At 72.4% G+C, this 15710-nt stretch carries 17 protein-coding genes; 9 read left to right on the top strand and 8 right to left on the bottom strand.

Features of this window, described 5'->3' with window-relative positions; all coding sequences use genetic code 11:
- Positions 1–101: 101 nt before the first annotated feature.
- The gene (locus ACFQS1_RS23220; RefSeq protein ID WP_378971839.1) at positions 102–311 is read right to left on the bottom strand and encodes a hypothetical protein; all 210 of its coding nucleotides are present in this window, start codon (positions 309–311) and stop codon (positions 102–104) included.
- 109 nt (positions 312–420) lie between these two features.
- On the opposite strand from ACFQS1_RS23220, the gene ACFQS1_RS23225 reads away from it, so the two are divergent.
- Positions 421–1119 carry a hypothetical protein gene (locus ACFQS1_RS23225; RefSeq protein ID WP_378971841.1) on the top strand — a complete coding sequence of 233 codons (699 nt, stop codon included), beginning with the start codon at positions 421–423 and terminating at the stop codon, positions 1117–1119.
- 27 nt (positions 1120–1146) lie between these two features.
- Here the strand turns inward: ACFQS1_RS23225 and ACFQS1_RS23230 are convergent, their stop codons facing one another.
- Positions 1147–1611: an SRPBCC family protein gene (locus ACFQS1_RS23230; protein ID WP_378971843.1), complete on the bottom strand. Its 465-nt coding sequence runs from the start codon at positions 1609–1611 to the stop codon at positions 1147–1149.
- Positions 1612–1701: 90 nt separating this feature from the next.
- On the opposite strand from ACFQS1_RS23230, the gene ACFQS1_RS23235 reads away from it, so the two are divergent.
- The 7 genes from ACFQS1_RS23235 (at position 1702) to ACFQS1_RS23265 (ending at position 9341) form a co-directional block, all read left to right on the top strand.
- A complete protein-coding gene (locus ACFQS1_RS23235; RefSeq protein ID WP_378971845.1) occupies positions 1702–3276 on the top strand; it encodes a phytoene desaturase family protein in 1575 nt (524 codons plus the stop codon).
- Positions 3277–3354: 78 nt separating this feature from the next.
- A complete protein-coding gene (locus tag ACFQS1_RS23240) occupies positions 3355–4554 on the top strand; it encodes a glycosyltransferase (protein WP_378971847.1) in 1200 nt (399 codons plus the stop codon).
- Between the two features lie 81 nt (positions 4555–4635).
- Positions 4636–5532: an ABC transporter ATP-binding protein gene (locus tag ACFQS1_RS23245; protein WP_378971849.1), complete on the top strand. Its 897-nt coding sequence runs from the start codon at positions 4636–4638 to the stop codon at positions 5530–5532.
- A 3-nt stretch (positions 5533–5535) separates the two neighbouring features.
- Positions 5536–6270, top strand: coding sequence for an ABC transporter permease (locus ACFQS1_RS23250; protein ID WP_378971851.1), 735 nt, complete (start codon positions 5536–5538; stop codon positions 6268–6270).
- A gap of 13 nt (positions 6271–6283) precedes the next feature.
- Positions 6284–7543 carry a sensor histidine kinase gene (locus ACFQS1_RS23255; protein ID WP_378971853.1) on the top strand — a complete coding sequence of 420 codons (1260 nt, stop codon included), beginning with the start codon at positions 6284–6286 and terminating at the stop codon, positions 7541–7543.
- Positions 7540–8166, top strand: coding sequence for a response regulator (locus ACFQS1_RS23260; protein WP_378971855.1), 627 nt, complete (start codon positions 7540–7542; stop codon positions 8164–8166). The genes ACFQS1_RS23255 and ACFQS1_RS23260 overlap by 4 nt, the downstream gene beginning before the upstream one ends.
- A 353-nt stretch (positions 8167–8519) precedes the next feature.
- Positions 8520–9341: a hypothetical protein gene (locus ACFQS1_RS23265; RefSeq protein WP_378971857.1), complete on the top strand. Its 822-nt coding sequence runs from the start codon at positions 8520–8522 to the stop codon at positions 9339–9341.
- A gap of 182 nt (positions 9342–9523) precedes the next feature.
- On the opposite strand, the gene ACFQS1_RS23270 is transcribed toward ACFQS1_RS23265, so the two are convergent.
- Genes ACFQS1_RS23270 through ACFQS1_RS23290 form a run of 5 tightly spaced genes read right to left on the bottom strand, consistent with a single transcriptional unit; the run spans position 9524 to position 12766 of the window.
- The gene (locus ACFQS1_RS23270) at positions 9524–10588 is read right to left on the bottom strand and encodes a hypothetical protein (protein ID WP_378971859.1); all 1065 of its coding nucleotides are present in this window, start codon (positions 10586–10588) and stop codon (positions 9524–9526) included.
- On the bottom strand, positions 10585–10932 hold the full coding sequence (locus tag ACFQS1_RS23275) for a PadR family transcriptional regulator (RefSeq protein ID WP_378971861.1): 348 nt from the start codon (positions 10930–10932) through the stop codon (positions 10585–10587). Before ACFQS1_RS23275 ends, ACFQS1_RS23270 begins: the two co-directional genes overlap by 4 nt.
- A 34-nt stretch (positions 10933–10966) precedes the next feature.
- Positions 10967–11383, bottom strand: coding sequence for a VOC family protein (locus tag ACFQS1_RS23280; protein ID WP_378971863.1), 417 nt, complete (start codon positions 11381–11383; stop codon positions 10967–10969).
- A complete protein-coding gene (locus ACFQS1_RS23285; protein WP_378971865.1) occupies positions 11380–12252 on the bottom strand; it encodes a helix-turn-helix domain-containing protein in 873 nt (290 codons plus the stop codon). Before ACFQS1_RS23285 ends, ACFQS1_RS23280 begins: the two co-directional genes overlap by 4 nt.
- 10 nt (positions 12253–12262) lie before the next feature.
- On the bottom strand, positions 12263–12766 hold the full coding sequence (locus ACFQS1_RS23290; protein WP_378971867.1) for a hypothetical protein: 504 nt from the start codon (positions 12764–12766) through the stop codon (positions 12263–12265).
- A gap of 156 nt (positions 12767–12922) precedes the next feature.
- On the opposite strand from ACFQS1_RS23290, the gene ACFQS1_RS23295 reads away from it, so the two are divergent.
- Positions 12923–14059: a Fic family protein gene (locus tag ACFQS1_RS23295; RefSeq protein WP_378971869.1), complete on the top strand. Its 1137-nt coding sequence runs from the start codon at positions 12923–12925 to the stop codon at positions 14057–14059.
- Here ACFQS1_RS23295 and ACFQS1_RS23300 read toward each other — a convergent pair.
- On the bottom strand, positions 14047–15696 hold the full coding sequence (locus ACFQS1_RS23300) for a RecQ family ATP-dependent DNA helicase (RefSeq protein WP_378971871.1): 1650 nt from the start codon (positions 15694–15696) through the stop codon (positions 14047–14049). The genes ACFQS1_RS23295 and ACFQS1_RS23300 overlap by 13 nt on opposite strands.
- Positions 15697–15710: the final 14 nt, after the last annotated feature.

Genomic DNA, 15710 nt, shown 5'->3' on the forward strand with positions numbered 1-15710 from the left:
GTAGGGAAAGGTATTCCGTACAGGTGCAGGTCGGTTGAAGGAGAACGACTTTTCCGCAACGTCACGCCCGGGCACTGGACGTTCCAGCCGGTGGAGGGCGCCTATTCGGCCGGTTCCATCGACGACGGCCGGCGGCGCTGGGCGTCGTCGGCCAGGATCACGGTGGCCACGCAGAGGGCGACGACCACGGCGAACAGCCAGGACGCGTCGTGGACGACCTTGGCGGCCACCGGCGCCTGGAAGGCGGCCAGCAGGAAACCGACCCAGGCGTACCGACGCTGGCGTTCGGACAGGAAACCGGCAGATCGCATTCGGCCAGTTTGTCGCGGTCGTCGGGGATCGCCGTCACCCGTTCGGCCGATTCTCCGTTGTCCGATAGTGCTCTCAGGATTGCGCCCACACGGCTCAACAGTTCGCGGGATGGTCGCGTTGTTGCTGGTCGGCGCGTTGGCCGGGTGCGCGTCGCCGACCTCGTCCCGGTCCGGCCCGGTCCCGGCGCAACCGGTGGCCGCCGGGTCGCTTCTCGGCCGCACCGGCGCGTACCTGACGGTCGAGGACGCCGCCTCCCGGGTCGAGGTGATCACCGCGGCGCTCCCCGGCCTCCTCTACCGCGTCACCACCCCCGCCGACGGCGGTCTCACCCCGCACGTCACCAGCGAGAACGGCCATGTCCGGGCGACCCTGCGGCCGAATGGCGCGGGCGGTCCCGACGAGGTCCGCATCGTGCTCAACCGGGACGTCCGCTGGGCGATCAGCCTGCCGGCGGGCGCCGGCGAGCAGCGGCTGGACCTGCGCCGGGGCCGCGTCACCCGGCTCGTTCTGGGCGCGTCCGGCCTGCTGGAGCTGCATCTGCCGGCGCCGGCCGGCACCGTGCCGATCACCCTCGCCGGCGCCGTCGGCAGCGTCGTGGTGGACGCTGCCGCCGACGCCGGCGTCGTTCCGGGCGCGACGCCCCTGCGCGTCGAGCTGGCTCAGGGCGCCGGCTTCGCCGAGCTTCCGTGGCGATCCGGCCGGGCGATCACCTCGCGCGCCGTCGTGGAGACGCCGGGTTGGAGCAAAGCCCTGGACCGGTACGCGATCACCGCGCACTCGACGATCGGAAGCCTGACCGTGCGCTAGGTTCGCGCCTCGGCCCGGCCCGGTGGCTCAGCGGCCGGGCCGGTCCACCTCACCGCGCCACGCGCCGGTCTCCACGCCTCGGCGCCCCTCGATGAACTCGCGGAAGCGGTTCAGATCGCCCTTCACCCGGTGGTCGACGACGCCCAGCTTGGCGCCGGCCGTCTCGATGGCGCCCTGCGGGTCGAAGTCCATCTGGACCGTCACCCGGGTGTGGGTGTCGTCCAGGCGGTGGAAGGTGACCACGCCGGCCTGCTTCTCGCCGTCCACGGACTTCCAGGCCACGCGCTCGTCCGGCACCTGCTCGGTGATCTCGGCGTCGAACTCGCGCTTGACGCCGGCGATCTCGGTCTTCCAGTGCATGCGGGTGTCGTCGAGCTGGCGGATCTCGCGTACGCCGTCCATGAACCGCGGGAACTCCTCGAACTGGGTCCACTGGTTGTACGCGGTGCGAACGGGAACATTGACGTCAACAGACTCCGTCACGGTGCTCACGGGATCTCTTTCTCCTTCGGTCGAGTTTTCCGTTCGTGTTAAGCAAGGACGTGCCCGGGCATACCCCGGCTAAACGCGATGGGGAGATGGATGGACGCCGCGGACGCGATCGTGATCGGCGCGGGGCACAACGGGCTCGTCGCCGCCAACGTGCTGGCCGACGCCGGCTGGTCGGTGCTGGTGCTGGAGGCGACGCCGCGACCGGGCGGCGCCGTCAGATCTGGATTTATCACAACGAGTGGATACTTGTCCGATCTGTTCAGCTCATTTTATCCGCTGGGGATCGCCTCGCCGGTGCTGCGCGAACTTGATCTTGGCATCGAGTGGCGGCACGCGCCGGACGTCTTCACCCATCTGCTGCCGGACGGGCGGGCGGCGACCGTCAACCGCGACCTCGAGACGACCATGGCCTCGATGGAGCAGTTCGCCCCCGGCGACGGCGAGCGGTGGCGGGCCGCGTACGAGGAATGGCGATCGATCTCGGCGCCGTTGCTGGACGCGCTGCTGCGGCCCTTCCCGCCGGTGACGGCGGGCCTCGGCCTGCTGGCCCGGCTCCGCGTCGCCGGCGCGCTCCGGATGGCCCGGCGGCTGTTGTTGCCGGCCCGTCAGCTGGGTGCGGAGCTCTTCCGCGGCGAGGGCGCGACCCTGGCGCTGGCCGGCTGCGCCCTGCACACCGACCTGTCGCCGGACGACGCGGGCGGCGGCATCTACGGGTGGCTGCTCGCCATGCTCGGGCAGGAAGTGGGCTGGCCGGTCCCGGCCGGCGGGGCGCAACGGATCACCGATGCGCTGGTGACCCGGCTCGAGGCGGGTGGCGGCGAGATCGTCTACGACGCGCCGGTCGAGCGGGTGCTGATCGCCCGGAACCGGGCCATGGGGGTCCGCGCCGACCGGGACTACCGGGCGCGGCGGGCGGTCCTGGCCGACGTGCCGGCGCCCGCGCTGTTCCTCGATCTCGTCGGGTCGCGGCGGCTGCCACCGCGGATGGTCGACGACCTGTCCCACTTCCGCTGGGACGGCGCGACGATCAAGGTCGACTGGGCCGTCCGGGGCAAGATCCCGTGGGCCAACGGCGCGGTGGCCGGCTCCGGCACCGTGCACCTCAACGCGGACCTGAACGGGCTCACCCGGTACGCCGCCGAACTCGCGACCGGCGAGCTGCCCCGGGATCCGTTCCTGCTGCTCGGCCAGATGACCACGGCCGACCCCCGGCATTCGCCCCCGGGCACGGAGTCGGCCTGGGCCTACACCCACCTGCCCCGGCGGGACAACTGGCACGCCGACGAGATGGCGGCCCACGTCGAGAAGATGGAGGCGGCGATCGAGAAGGCGGCGCCCGGCTTCGGTGAGCTGATCATCGGGCGGCACGTGTTCTCCCCGGCCGGGCTCGAGCGCGCGAACCCCTCGCTGGACGGCGGAGCGATCGGCGGCGGCACCGCGGCCGCGTACCAGCAGCTCTTCCTCCGCCCCGTCCCGGGCCTGGGCCGCGCCGACACCCCGGTCGACCGCCTCTACCTGGCGAGCTCCTCGGCCCACCCGGGCGGCGGCGTGCACGGCGCCCCCGGCGCGAACGCCGCCCGGGCCGCGCTGACCCGTGCGGCCCCGGTCACAGGAGACCTCTACCGTGCGGCCATCGCCGCAGCTCAGCGGGCTGTCTACCGGTAACGTGCGGGGGGTGATGTTTACCGTTTCGGGCGTCGGGCACCAAGCACCCCGTCACCGTCGCCCGACCGGAGGGACACCGTGCGCATCGCGATGATTTCCGAGCACGCCAGCCCCCTGCGGGACGGCGGGCAGAATACCCATGTCGCCGATCTTTCGGCGGCGCTCGCCGACCTCGGCCACGAGGTCCGCGTCTACACCCGGCGCGACGACCCCACGGTCGCCGAGGAGGTGACCACCCGCGGCGGCATCCGCGTCGTGCACGTGCCGGCCGGACCCGCCCACGTCGTGCCGTCCGACGTCCTGCTGCCGTACATGGGGGAGTTCGCCCGCTGGCTCGAGCAGCAGTGGCGCGCCGGGTGGGCGCCCGAGGTGGTGCACGCCCACTTCTGGACCAGTGGACTGGCCGCCGTGACCGCCGCCCGCCAGCTGGGCATCCCCGTGGTGCAGTCCTTCCACGAGCTCGGCGAGGCCGAGCCGGCCGCCGACGGCAAGCCGTCGCGGTCCGGCTACGAGCGGGCGCTGGGCCGCGCGGTCGACCGGGTGGTCGCGCAGTCGCAGGACGAGGTACGCGGTCTGGTGCGCATCGGCGTGCCACGGGCGCAGCTCACGATCGTTCCGGCCGGGGTCAACTCGGAGCGGTTCACGCCCGAGGGCCCGGCGGTCGAGCGCGACCCCGACCGGCCGCGCATCCTCTCGGTCGGCAAGCTGGTCGAGCGCAAGGGGTTCGGCGACGTCATCCAGGCCATGCGCTGGGTGCCGAGCGCCGAGGTGGTGGTCGTGGGCGGCCCGCCCGCCGATCAGCTGCCCGCCGACCCGGGCGCCCGCAAGCTGCGCGCCCTCGCCGAGCGCCTGCAGGTCGCCGACCGGTTCCGGCTGGTCGGCCGGGTCCCGTCGGCCGACATGCCGCGCTGGTACCGCTCGGCCGACCTGCTGGTGGCCGCGCCCTGGCAGGAGGAGCTCGAGCCGTCCGCGCTCGAGGCGATGGCCTGCGGGGTGCCGATCGTGGGCACCGCGGTGGGCGGGCTCAACGACGCCGTGGTCGACGGGCTGACCGGCGATCTGGTGCCGCCGCGCGACCCGCGGGCGCTGGGCGGCGCGCTGCGCCGGCTGGTCAACGACAAGGTGCGCCGGTTCGCGTACGCGACGGCCGCGCTCGACCGGGCGCGCCAGGCGTACTCGTGGAAGCGGGTCGCCGCCCAGGTCGGCTCGGTCTACGCGGCGGTCGCCGGCCTGCGCAAGGCCGGCGCGACCGAGGCGAACACCGAGGCCGTGGCGTAAGCCCGCATCCACCAACCGGTTGACCGGAAGGCTCGCTCGCCGGTCGATTCGACGCGGCCGGTTCTCCGCGACGCTCGATGCATGCCAGTCATCGAGGTCCAGAATCTGCGGAAGCGCTACGGGGACACGGTCGCGGTGCGGGATGTCTCGTTCACCGTCGAGCGTGGCGAGATCTTCGGCATCCTCGGCCCCAACGGCGCCGGCAAGACCACCGCCGTCGAGTGCGTGGCCGGCCTGCGCGTGCCGGACGGCGGCACGATCGACGTGCTCGGCCGGGAGCCACGCGACCGCTCGCTGCGCCGCGCGGTCGGCGTGCAGCTGCAGGAGAGCCAGCTCCCCGACAAGATGACCGTCCAGGAGGCATTGCAGCTCTACGCCTCCTTCTATCCCGACCCGGCCGATTGGCGGGCGCTGGCGCGCGAGCTCGGGCTCGCCGACCAGTTGCGTACGCGGTACGCGAAGCTCTCCGGCGGCCGCAAGCAGCGGTTGTCGATCGCCCTCGCCCTGATCGGCAACCCGGAGATCGCCGTCCTCGACGAGCTCACCACCGGCCTGGACCCGCAGGCCCGGCGCGACACCTGGGACCTGATCGAGTCGGTCCGGCGGAGCGGCGTGACGATCGTGCTGGTCACCCATTTCATGGAAGAGGCGGAGCGGCTCTGCGACCGGCTCGCGGTGATCGACCACGGCGAGGTCGTCGCGCTCGACACCCCGGCCGGACTGGTCGACGCGGTCAGCGCCGAGCAGCGCATCTGGTTCCGGCCGTCGGCGCCGCTGGACGACGCGCTGCTGCTGGCCGCGCCCGAGGTCGCCACGGTCGTGCGGCACGGCCAGCAGGTCGAGGTGACCGGGAGCGGCAACCTGCTGCACGCGGTCACCTCGGTGCTGGCCACCCACCGGATCATCGCCAACGACCTGCGAATCGAGCAGCCCGGCCTGGACGAGGCGTTCGTCCGGCTGGTCGGAAAGGACGGCTGAGCCGTGTTCACCAGACTCACCATCAGCGAACTCAAACTGCTCGCCCGCGAGCCGGTGGCGGCGTTCTTCTCGCTGCTGTTCCCGACGGTGCTCGTGGTCATCCTGGGCAGCATCCCGGCGTTCCGCGAGCCGTCGCCCGATTTGGGCGGCCTGCGCGTGGTCGACGTCTACGTGGGCATCGCGGTGGCGTTGACGCTGGCCATGCTGGGCTTGCAGGTGACCCCGCTGGCGCTGGCCACGTACCGGGAGCGGGGCATCCTGCGCCGGCTGGCCACCACCCCGGCCCGGCCCGAGTTGCTGCTGGCCGCGCAACTCGCCGCGGCTCTGGCGACGGCGATCCTGTCCAGCGCGCTCGCCATCGCCGTCGGGCGCCTTGCTTTCGACGTACCCCTCGCCGGGAATCTTGTGGGTTTTGTTCTGGCCTTTGTCCTCACCGCGCTGGGGATCTTCGCGATCGGGTTGTTCGTCGCTGCCGTGGCTCCGAGCGGGAAGGCCGGCAACTCGATCGGCACGCTGCTGTTCTTCCCGCTGATGTTCTTCGCCGGGTTGTGGACGCCGCGCGAGGTGATGCCCTCGGTCCTGCAGAAGATCGGCGACTTCACGCCGCTGGGCGCGGGGGAGCGGGCGCTGCACGAGACCATGACGGGTCACTGGCCCGCCCTGGTGTCGGTTACCGTGCTGGTGGGATACCTCGCGGTGTTCGGGTTCGCGGCGGCCCGGCTGTTCCGCTGGTCCTGAGGGGGTTGCGGAGATGTCGGACAGGTCGGAGGTCGCCCGGCTGGAGACCTCGCAGCGCCGGCTCGACCGGTGGATGATGTGGGTGCCGTACGGCGCGCTCGTCATCTCCTCCGCGCTGGTGCCGATCGGCGCGGCCGCCGACCTGGCCACGGTGCCCTACCCGGTGGTCGGCGTGGTCGTGGTCCTCACCGCGGCCTGGATGCTGTGGTGGACGACGCTGCACCCGCAGTGGGAGCACGACCGCCGGCGCATGGTGACCTTCTACGCCGTGCTCGTCGCGCTGATCTACGTGCTGATCTGGTGCAGCCCGCTGTTCGGCTTCTTCGCCTGGACGGGGTACCTCTTCACGGCGTACGCGCTGAAGGGACGTCTCACCCGGCTGGCCGGCACCTCCGCGGTGGCCGTGGCCACCGCCCTCTCCCAGGTCGGCGGCTACCCGGCGATCAAGAACCCGGGCGCGTGGCGCTTCTTCGTGGTGCTGCTGCTGTTCAACGTGGTGATCGCCGGGTCGATGACGCTGCTCACCACGATGACGCACGAGCAGTCGGCCAAGCGCGCCGAGATGCTGGAACAGCTCACCGAGGCCAACGCCAAGCTCGAGGCGGCGCTGCGGGAGAACGCCGGGCTGCACAGCCAGCTGCTGGTGCAGGCGCGGGAGGCGGGCGTGCACGACGAGCGGCAGCGGATGGCCGGCGAGATCCACGACGTGCTGGCCCAGGGCCTGACCGGGATAGTCACGCAGTTGGAGGCGGCCGCGTCGGTGCCCTCGGCGTGGGAACGGCACGTCGAAGCGGCCAAGAAGCTGGCCCGGGAAAGCCTCACCGAGGCCCGGCGGTCGGTGCAGGCGCTGCGGCCGCAGCCGCTCGACGAGGCCGGGCTGCCGGACGCGCTGTCGGATGTGGTCTCCACCTGGTCGTCCCTGCATGACGTGCCGGCGTCGCTGATCACTACCGGGGCGCCGCGATCCCTGCTGCCCGAGATCGAGATGACGCTGTTGCGGACCGCTCAGGAGGCGTTGGCCAACGTGGCCCGGCACGCATCCGCCACCCGAGTTTTCCTGACATTGTCGTATATGGAGGATGTAGTCACCTTGGACGTCCGCGATGATGGTGTCGGCTTCGACGTGTCCGTTTACCCGGAAATTTCGTCTTATGGGCTGACGGCGATGCGAGACCGGGTGCTGCGGGTCGCCGGGTCGCTCGAGGTCGAATCGGAGCCCGGCGCCGGGACGGCCGTGTCCGCGTGCGTGCCCGCCCTCGGGGTGGCGGCGTGATCGGGCTGCTCATCGTCGACGACCATCCGGTCGTGCGGGACGGCCTGCGCGGCATGTTCGCCGGCGACGACCGGTTCGAGGTGCTGGGCGAGGCCGGGAACGGCCGGGAGGCGCTGGCGGTGGCCCGGTCGGTCGCGCCCGACGTGGTGCTGATGGACCTGCGCATGCCCGAGATGGACGGCGTCACCACGATCAAGGAGCTGCGGGCGCAGGGCAGCACGGCCCGCGTGCTGGTGCTGACCACGTACGACACCGACCGCGACGTGCTGCCGGCGATCAAGGCCGGCGCCACCGGCTATCTGCTCAAGGACACGCCCCGGGAGGAGTTGTTCCGGGCGGTCACCGCGGCGCACCGCGGGGAGTCGGTGCTGTCGCCGGCCGTGGCCGGCCGTTTGATGGGAAATTTGCGCTCGCCGGTGAAGGAGCCGTTGTCCGCCCGCGAGATCGAGGTGCTGACCCTGATCGCGCGCGGAAACAGCAACCGGGAGGCGGCCTCGCTGCTTTTCATCAGCGAGGCGACGGTCAAAACCCACCTCCTGCACGCGTACGCGAAATTGGGCGTTCGCGACCGGGCGGCGGCCGTTGCCGCGGCCTTCGAGCAGGGTCTGATGAGCCGCGACTGAGGCGGGTGTCATACCCAGGTGGTAGAGGACTGTACGACGCTGGTGCGACGCGCACCCTCATCTCTTCGGCAAGGATCGACGACATGCCTGGTCCATCGAGTTCCGCTTCCGCCGTCCACGCGTTCCCGTCCGGCCCACCAGCGCCCGGCGTGCCGGTGCCCGAGCCACCCGCCGGAGCGCCTTTTCCTGGTGCGCCCTCACCCGGTGCGCTGCCCTCAGCCGGTGCGTCGCCATCTGCCGGGGTGTCGGTTTCCCCTGTTTCGTCGGCTTCTCCGGTCTCGTCGGTTTCCCCGGTCGCGGCGCCGCCTCCCGGTGCGCGGCCGATCGAGCGGGCGGGCTATCTGATCGGTGCGGTGCTGATCGCGAGCGGCCTGTTCCACGCCGCCGTGCTGATCACCTCGGGCGGCACGTGGGAGGGTCCGGTCTCCTGGCGCAAGCCGATGACGTTCGGCCTCTCCTTCGGCCTGACGCTGATCACCCTGGCCTGGGTGACCTCGTGGATCCCGCTGCGCGACCGCACCCGCAACCTGCTGCTGGGCCTGTTCGCCACCGTCTCGGTGGTCGAGGTCCTGCTGATCACCATGCAGGCCTGGCGCCGGGTCCCCTCGCACTTCAACATGGAGACCGCCGTCGACACCGCGGTCTCCCGCGTCCTGGCCGGCGGCGGGGGCGTCATCATCGTCGTCCTGATCGCCCTGACCGTCGCGACCTGGCGCCCGCTTCCCGGGGTGGCCCCGTCGATGCGGCTGGCCCTGCGCGCGGGCTTCCTGGCCCTCGACTCGGCGTTGCTGATCGGCGCCATCATGGTCGTCACCGCCGTGCTGGATGTCTCGCGTGGCGACCAGCTGGCGGCCTACGCGGTGGGCGCCCAGTGGAAGCCGGCCCACTTCGTCCCGATGCACGGGGTGCTGGCATTGCCCCTGCTGGCGTGGTTGCTCACCCGGACCCCGCTGCCGGAACGCTCCCGCCTCCGGACGGTCGCCCTGGCCGCGGCCGGATACGCCGTGCTCTGCCTGCTGTCGGTCGTCGAGTCGGCCGCGGCCATCGATCCGCTGCGGGCGCCGTTGCCGGTCGACACGACCGCCGCCGTGGCCATAGCCGCGATCGTGGCGGCGGCCGGCCGGGCGCTGGCGTTGCTGCGAAGCACGCCCGTCCCCGAAGCCCCGACCACCTGAGCCACGCCTGACCCGTTCCCGCTGCCGGGCCGGCCCGGCGGATAGTGCCGGGCAGGCTCTCGGACGACGGCGGCGGCGGTTGGTCAAGGTCGGTGGCCGGGCAACTGCGATCGGTCAGGCCTGCTGCCCGGGCCGCGACATTGGGTGGTCAGGCCTTCTGCCCGGGCCGCAACAGCGGGTGGTCAGGTCGGCTCGTGAGTGGTCGTGTTCGCCGGCGGGGTCGCCACTGCCGACGTGGGCGTTGCGGAGGTGGGCTCTGCCGGGCTGGCCGGGGCGCGGGCGGCCACCCACTGGGCTACGGCGACCAAGCAGCCGAGCAGCAGCAGCCACAGGTAGGGGTCGACGAGCTCGATGCGGCTGTTGGCCAGCTGGTCCGCCGGGGTCAGGGCGTGCGGCGCGAGGCTGGGGATCAGCTCGGCCGGGCCGAAGGAGCCCAGCAGCACGACGGCGTTGAAGATCAGCAGGGCCGCGGTGGTTCCGGCGATCAGGGCGGCGCGCAGGGCGGTCATCGGCGTGCGGCGGGGCACGAGGAGGACCGCGGCGGCCATGCCCGCCCCGACGATGGCGGTCGCGAAGCCGGGGCCGGGCGGGATCGGCGGGGCCAGCACCACCGCGACGACCCACGCGGCGGCGGCGGTCGTGCCGGCGGCCAGTCCGATCAGCAGCGAGCGGGAGGTCGCCTCGGCGCGGCGGCGGGTCACGGCCAGCGTCGCGGCGAGGTAGACGGCCAGCACCGTGGACAGCACCGGCACCCCGGCCAGGTCGTTGTTGTCCTTGTGGGCGATCGCGAAGTCCACCTCGACGGCGAGGACGCCGACCAGCAGGTACCCGCAGGCGCGGGTGAACCGGGCGGCCCCGCCGCGGGCGACCGGTCCGAGCGGTCCGACGACGCCCAGCTCGGCGACGACGGCGAGGACGGCGGCGAACGCGACGACGCCCCAGCGCCGCGGCGCCCAGTCGATGCTCGCGCTCCACAACAGCACGTAGGCCACGACGGCCGCGGGCAGCAGCGCATAGCCGATCCGCCGCCACACGGCCGGCCGGCTGCCGACCGCCGCGACGCACCCGATCGCGAAGCGGCGGCGCTCATCCGGCTCGGTCAGCGCGTCCAGCTCCGCCCGCATGGCCGCGCCCCAGTCACGCCGGCCGGGCGGCAGCAGCCGCACCGCGCCGGCCAGCAGCCGCGCCGCGGCGTCGGGGCGGGCCGCGCCGGCCGGGAGCGCCTGCGTGCTGGGCGAATCGCTCACCACGCACCCCCGAACTCGGCCGGGCGCAGCGCCCGTGCCCGCGGCGCCTGGGACCGGGCGACGGCGGGCGACGGCTGCTCGGCAGCAACCTCGGCCGCCAGCTGCCGGCCCGGCTCGGTCAGGCGATAGAGGTGGCGGGGCGGCCTGCCGGCCGGCGGCTCGCTCTCCCAGGTGGACTCCAGCAGCCCGCGGTCGGTCAGCCGCATCAGGATCGGGTAGAGCGAGCCGGCCCGCAAGCCGACCTGCTGGCCGAGCTCGTAGCCGTATCGCCAGGCCGACGGCTCGTCGGCCAGCGCGTGCAGGACCGCAGCGGTCTGCGGTGAGGGTCGTCGTATCCGGGTCACGAGGCGTAACTCTATATAGGTAGAGTTACTCGCGCTAGTCCCCGGCGCGGGGTTCTCCGCGGTAGGTGCCGAACGACCAGAGGTTGCCCTCGGGGTCGCGCGCGGCGAACTCGTGCGAGCCGTAATCGGTGTCCTGCGGCGGGCGGATGATCTCGGCGCCGGCCGTCACGGCCCGGGCGTGCAGGGCGTCGATGTCGTCGGCCACCACGTACGCGCCGAACGTGCCGGGCCGCAGCGGCCACTGGTCGCCGGGGCCACGGTCGGCGGAGCCGAGCATGATGCCGCCGCCCAGCGGCCAGCTCAGCTGGGCGTGATCGACCCGGTCGCCTTCGCCGTAGACCACGGTCTCCTCGAAACCGAACGCCTCGACCAGGAACTTGATGAGGGCACGGGCGTCGTTCGCCCGCAGCGTCGGCCACACCTGCGGTGGCGGGGTCTTCGTATCGGTCATGGCTCGATCCTCGCCCCGGGCGGCGGGCGGGGGCTTGGACAAAACCGAACTACCTTCCGGAGGCTCACGGCCAGCTCGCGCTCGTCGGCCAGCCAGGTGGTCGGCGCGCAGCCGGCGAAGGCGCGGAACTCGCGGACCAGGTGCGACTGGTCGGCGAAGCCGTGCTCGGCGGCCAGATCGGCGAGGCGGGTGGCGGGGCCGAGCGCGCGGCGGGCGCGGTCGAACCGGGCCACCCGGGCCGCCTCTTTGGGGCGCAGGCCCACCTCGGCCCGGAACCGGTCGGTGAGGTAGCGAGGGCTCCAGCCCACCTCGGTGGCGACGGCCGCCACCGGGACCGGCGGGCCGGCGAGGAGGCGACGGCAGGCGTACGCGATCTCGGGCAGCGCGCCGGGCGGATCGTCGCGTAAGCGACGCAGCAAGGCCTCGTCGACCACCGCGAAGCGCGACGGCCAGTCCGGGGCCGACCGCAGCCGATCGCGGATCTCGTCGACCGGAAGGGCGCCGAGCACGTCGGCCGCGTCCAGGTCGGCGCCGGCCAGCTCCGCGGCGGGCAGCCCGAACAGCGCGCGGCAACCCAGCGGGCGCAGCGCCACCTGGACGCCGGACTGACGGCCCGGGTGGGTGATCACCGCGGGCGCGAGGTGCAGGCCACCGATCAGCGCGTCGTAGCGCCCGGCGGGCTGGCGGGGGTCGGGGTGGGCGGCCACGTCCAGCGGGTCGTCGATCGTGAAGATCAATGTCAGGTACGGCGACGGCAGCCCCCGGTGGCGGGCCGGCGCCAGCCCGGCCTGGCGATACCCGGTGTAGAAACCCACGAACGGGCGCAGGCCGGCCGAGGGTCGTGCCTGCGCGTACTCGTCGACGCCCACCACACAGACCCTAGTCGGCGAGCGCCTTCGCCAGCTCGTCGCGGAACTCGCGCTCGGTGTCGGTCACCTGCTCGCCGCCGATGCCCAGGACCCCGCCGGTGCTGGCCGCGCCGACGACGCTCTCGGCGATCTCGACCAGCCAGTGCTTGTAGGTCTCGGCGTCGGACTGCTCGGCCTTCGCGGTGAGCAGCGCGTTCACCTCGGTCGCCCGATCGAGCACGTCCTCGACGTACGCGATGGGGTCCGGCGGCTCGATCACCGGAACCTCCTCGCCCAGCTCGGGATCGCCCCCCTCGGCGAGCAGCTCGGCGGCGACCGCGGTCACCAGGGGACTGGCCGACGCCCGGGCGTCGGAGATCACGTCCCGGCCCGCCTCGTTCTCGGCCCGGGTCTTGCGGGCGCTGTCCGGCGTGGCAGCGCTCGCCGCCGTCAGCACCGACTGCGGCAGGCCGACCAGCAGCCCCCACTCGGCGTCGGTGAAGCCCAGCTTCGCGTAGAGCGGTTCGTCCGTCACGACAATCGTCCTCACATCTCGGCACATCGGCAGATCGTTCTTCTTCTACCCGGACCGTCGCCGGAGATCACCGACCCGAGGCAGCGAGACGGAAAGTATCAGCAGCCGCTCCCATGTTCACTTGACGTAATGATTACGTCATTCTATTATTTGGCAGTGTTGTTTCCGACGCCGACGTTGTCTCCGGCCGATCGGGCAGTCCTGTCCGAGGTCGAGCAGATGCGCGACCGGCTCCGCCATCAGGTTCAGGCGCATCCGGGCAAGTGGACATCCGGGTTGCGCAAGCTCCTGGCGGCCGACGCCGTCGCCGCGTCGAACTCGATCGAAGGCTTCCGCGTCACCACCCAGGACGTTCAGGACTTGATGGACGGCGAGCGGGACGTCGACGTGTCCGACGAGGACCGCGAGGAGACGCTCGCCTATCAGCGCATGATGACCTACGTGCAGTCGCTGCACGACGTCGCCGACTTCCAGTACGGCAAAGGCCTGCTGAACGCCCTCCACTGGATGCTGCAGGGGCACCGGCACACGAAGCGCAAGCCGGCCGGGCAGTGGCGCAACGGGCCGGTGTACGTGACCGACCCGGGCAACCCTCGGCTCGCGGCGTACACGGCTCCGGGCGCGGCCGACGTTCCCGGGCTGATGGCCGAGCTGGTCGACTGGCTCAACACCGACGACGGCGCCCACCCGTTGATCCGCGCGGCCATGGCCCACCTGCACCTGGTGTCCATCCACCCGTGGGCCGACGGCAACGGGCGGATGTCGCGATCGCTGCAAACACTCCTGATCGCTCGCGAGGGTGTCCTCGCCCCCGAGTTCTCGTCGATCGAGGCGTGGCTCGGCCGGCCGGGGAACACCTGGGAGTACTACCGGGAACTCCAGCGCCGGGGCGCCACCTACCTGCCCGACCAGGACGTTTCCGGGTGGATCCGGTTCAACCTGACCGCCTATCACCAGCAGGCGCAGACGGTCCAGCATCGGATGGACGATTCCGCCGCCGTGTGGGAGCTGCTCACCGCCTTCGTCGTGGAGGCCGGGCTGGACGAACGGGTCGTCTCGGCGCTGCACGACGTCGCCGTGGTCGGCCGGATCCGGCGGTCCCGCTATGAGAAGGCCGAGGGCCTCACCCTCCAGCAGGCCCAGCGCGACCTGCGCGACCTGGCCGCCGCCGGCCTGCTCGTTCCGGTCGGCCGCACCCGGGCGCGCTATTACACCGAGGGGCCGCGGTTTCCCGAGCCGGTGCTGGCGAGGGCCCGCACGCCGTTCACGATCAGCTCGCCCTACCCGCTCTGAGCGCCCGGCTCCGCTTCGAGCAACTTGCGCTCCAGGACCACCGGCACCGACAGCGTCTTGTAGCCCACGTCGTCGAAGAGGACGGTCATCCGATCCTCCTCGTAGCCCATCACCATGCCGGCGCCCCACTCGTCGTGGCGGACCTTGCTGTGCACGGCGAACGGCTCGGACGCCGACGACAGCTCTTCGGTGGCGCCGTTGACGCAGTTGTCGCAGTGGCCGCACGGCTTGGGCATGTCCTCGCCGAAGTAGGCCAGCAGGACCTGGCTGCGGCAGCCGCGCGCCTCGGCGAAACCGCGCATCATGTCGGTGCGGGAACGCGAGACCACCTGCTGCCGCTCGTACGCGTCCATGGCGGCCTTGGCCGCGGCGGCCGGAAGCGGGGCGAAAAGCGGGACCGTCATCTTGTTGCCGGCGCCGGCCACGGCGGCGCCGATCTGCTCCAGCAGGCCCAGGTATGCACCCAGCTTGCGCGGGCCCAGGCCGGTCTTCTCCTTCAGGGCGGTCTTGGTGACCGGGCCTTTGCGTAGCGCCGCGGCCAGCTCGCGCAGCTCGACCTCGTCGGGGGCGCCGCCGGTGAAGAAGCGCTGGATGGCCTCGTCCTCGGCCCGCCACAGCAGCATGGCGTGGGCCAGCTCGCCGTCGCGGCCGGAGCGGCCGATCTCCTGGAAGTAGCTGTCGGGGGAGTCGGGCAGCGCCATGTGGGCGACCCAGCGGATGTTGGCCTTGTCGATGCCCATGCCGAACGCCGAGGTGGCCACCATGATGTCGACCCGGTCGGCGGCGAAGTCCTCCTGCCGCTGCTCACGGGCGCCGCCGGCCATTCCGCCGTGGTAGAACGCGGTGTTGTAGCCGGCGTCGGCCAGGCGCTCGGCGAGCTCCTCGGCGGCGCGGCGGGTGGCGACGTAGACGATGCCGGGACGGGGGACCGAGTCGATCAGCTTGGTGAGCCGCCGCCAGCGGTAGTCCTCGTCGGGGCAGTAGGCGACCTCGAGGAACAGGTTGGGCCGGTCGAGACCGGAGACGTGGATCTCGGGACGGCGCAGGCCGAGCCGGTCGATGATGTCCTCGCGTACGGGCGGCGAGGCGGTCGCGGTCAGCGCCAGCACGGGCGGGCGGCCCAGCTCCTTGATCATCTCGCCGAGGGCGAGGTAGTCGGGGCGGAAGTCGTGGCCCCAGGCCGAGATGCAGTGCGCCTCGTCGACCGCGACCAGCCCGGGCTTGAGCGCGCGGACCTCGGCCAGCCGGTCGGGGTTGCTCAGCTGCTCGGGCGTGATGAAGAGGAACTCGGCGCGGCCGGCGCGGATCTCGTCGAGCGCCGCCTGCTGCTGGTTGGGGGTCTCGGCCGAGCTGACCCGCACCGCGCGGACGCGCGGATCGTCCCGCTCGTTGAGCGCCGCGATCTGGTCCTGCTGCAGCGCGAGCAGCGGGGAGATCACGACCGTCGGCCCCGGCAGTAGCACGGCCGGCACCTGGTAGATGGCCGATTTTCCGGCGCCGGTGGGCAGCACGACCAGGGCGTCGCGGCGGCGCAGCACGGCGCGCATCGGCTTGAACTGGCCGGGGCGCAGGGACGGCCACCCGAACTGAAGGCGCGCGACCTTGCGCAGGCGGGGTCCGTAAACAGGCAGCTTCATGGCGCGGGCCATTG

It is taken from the genome of Paractinoplanes rhizophilus, assembly GCF_042664765.1.
GTDB lineage: Bacteria > Actinomycetota > Actinomycetes > Mycobacteriales > Micromonosporaceae > Actinoplanes > Actinoplanes rhizophilus.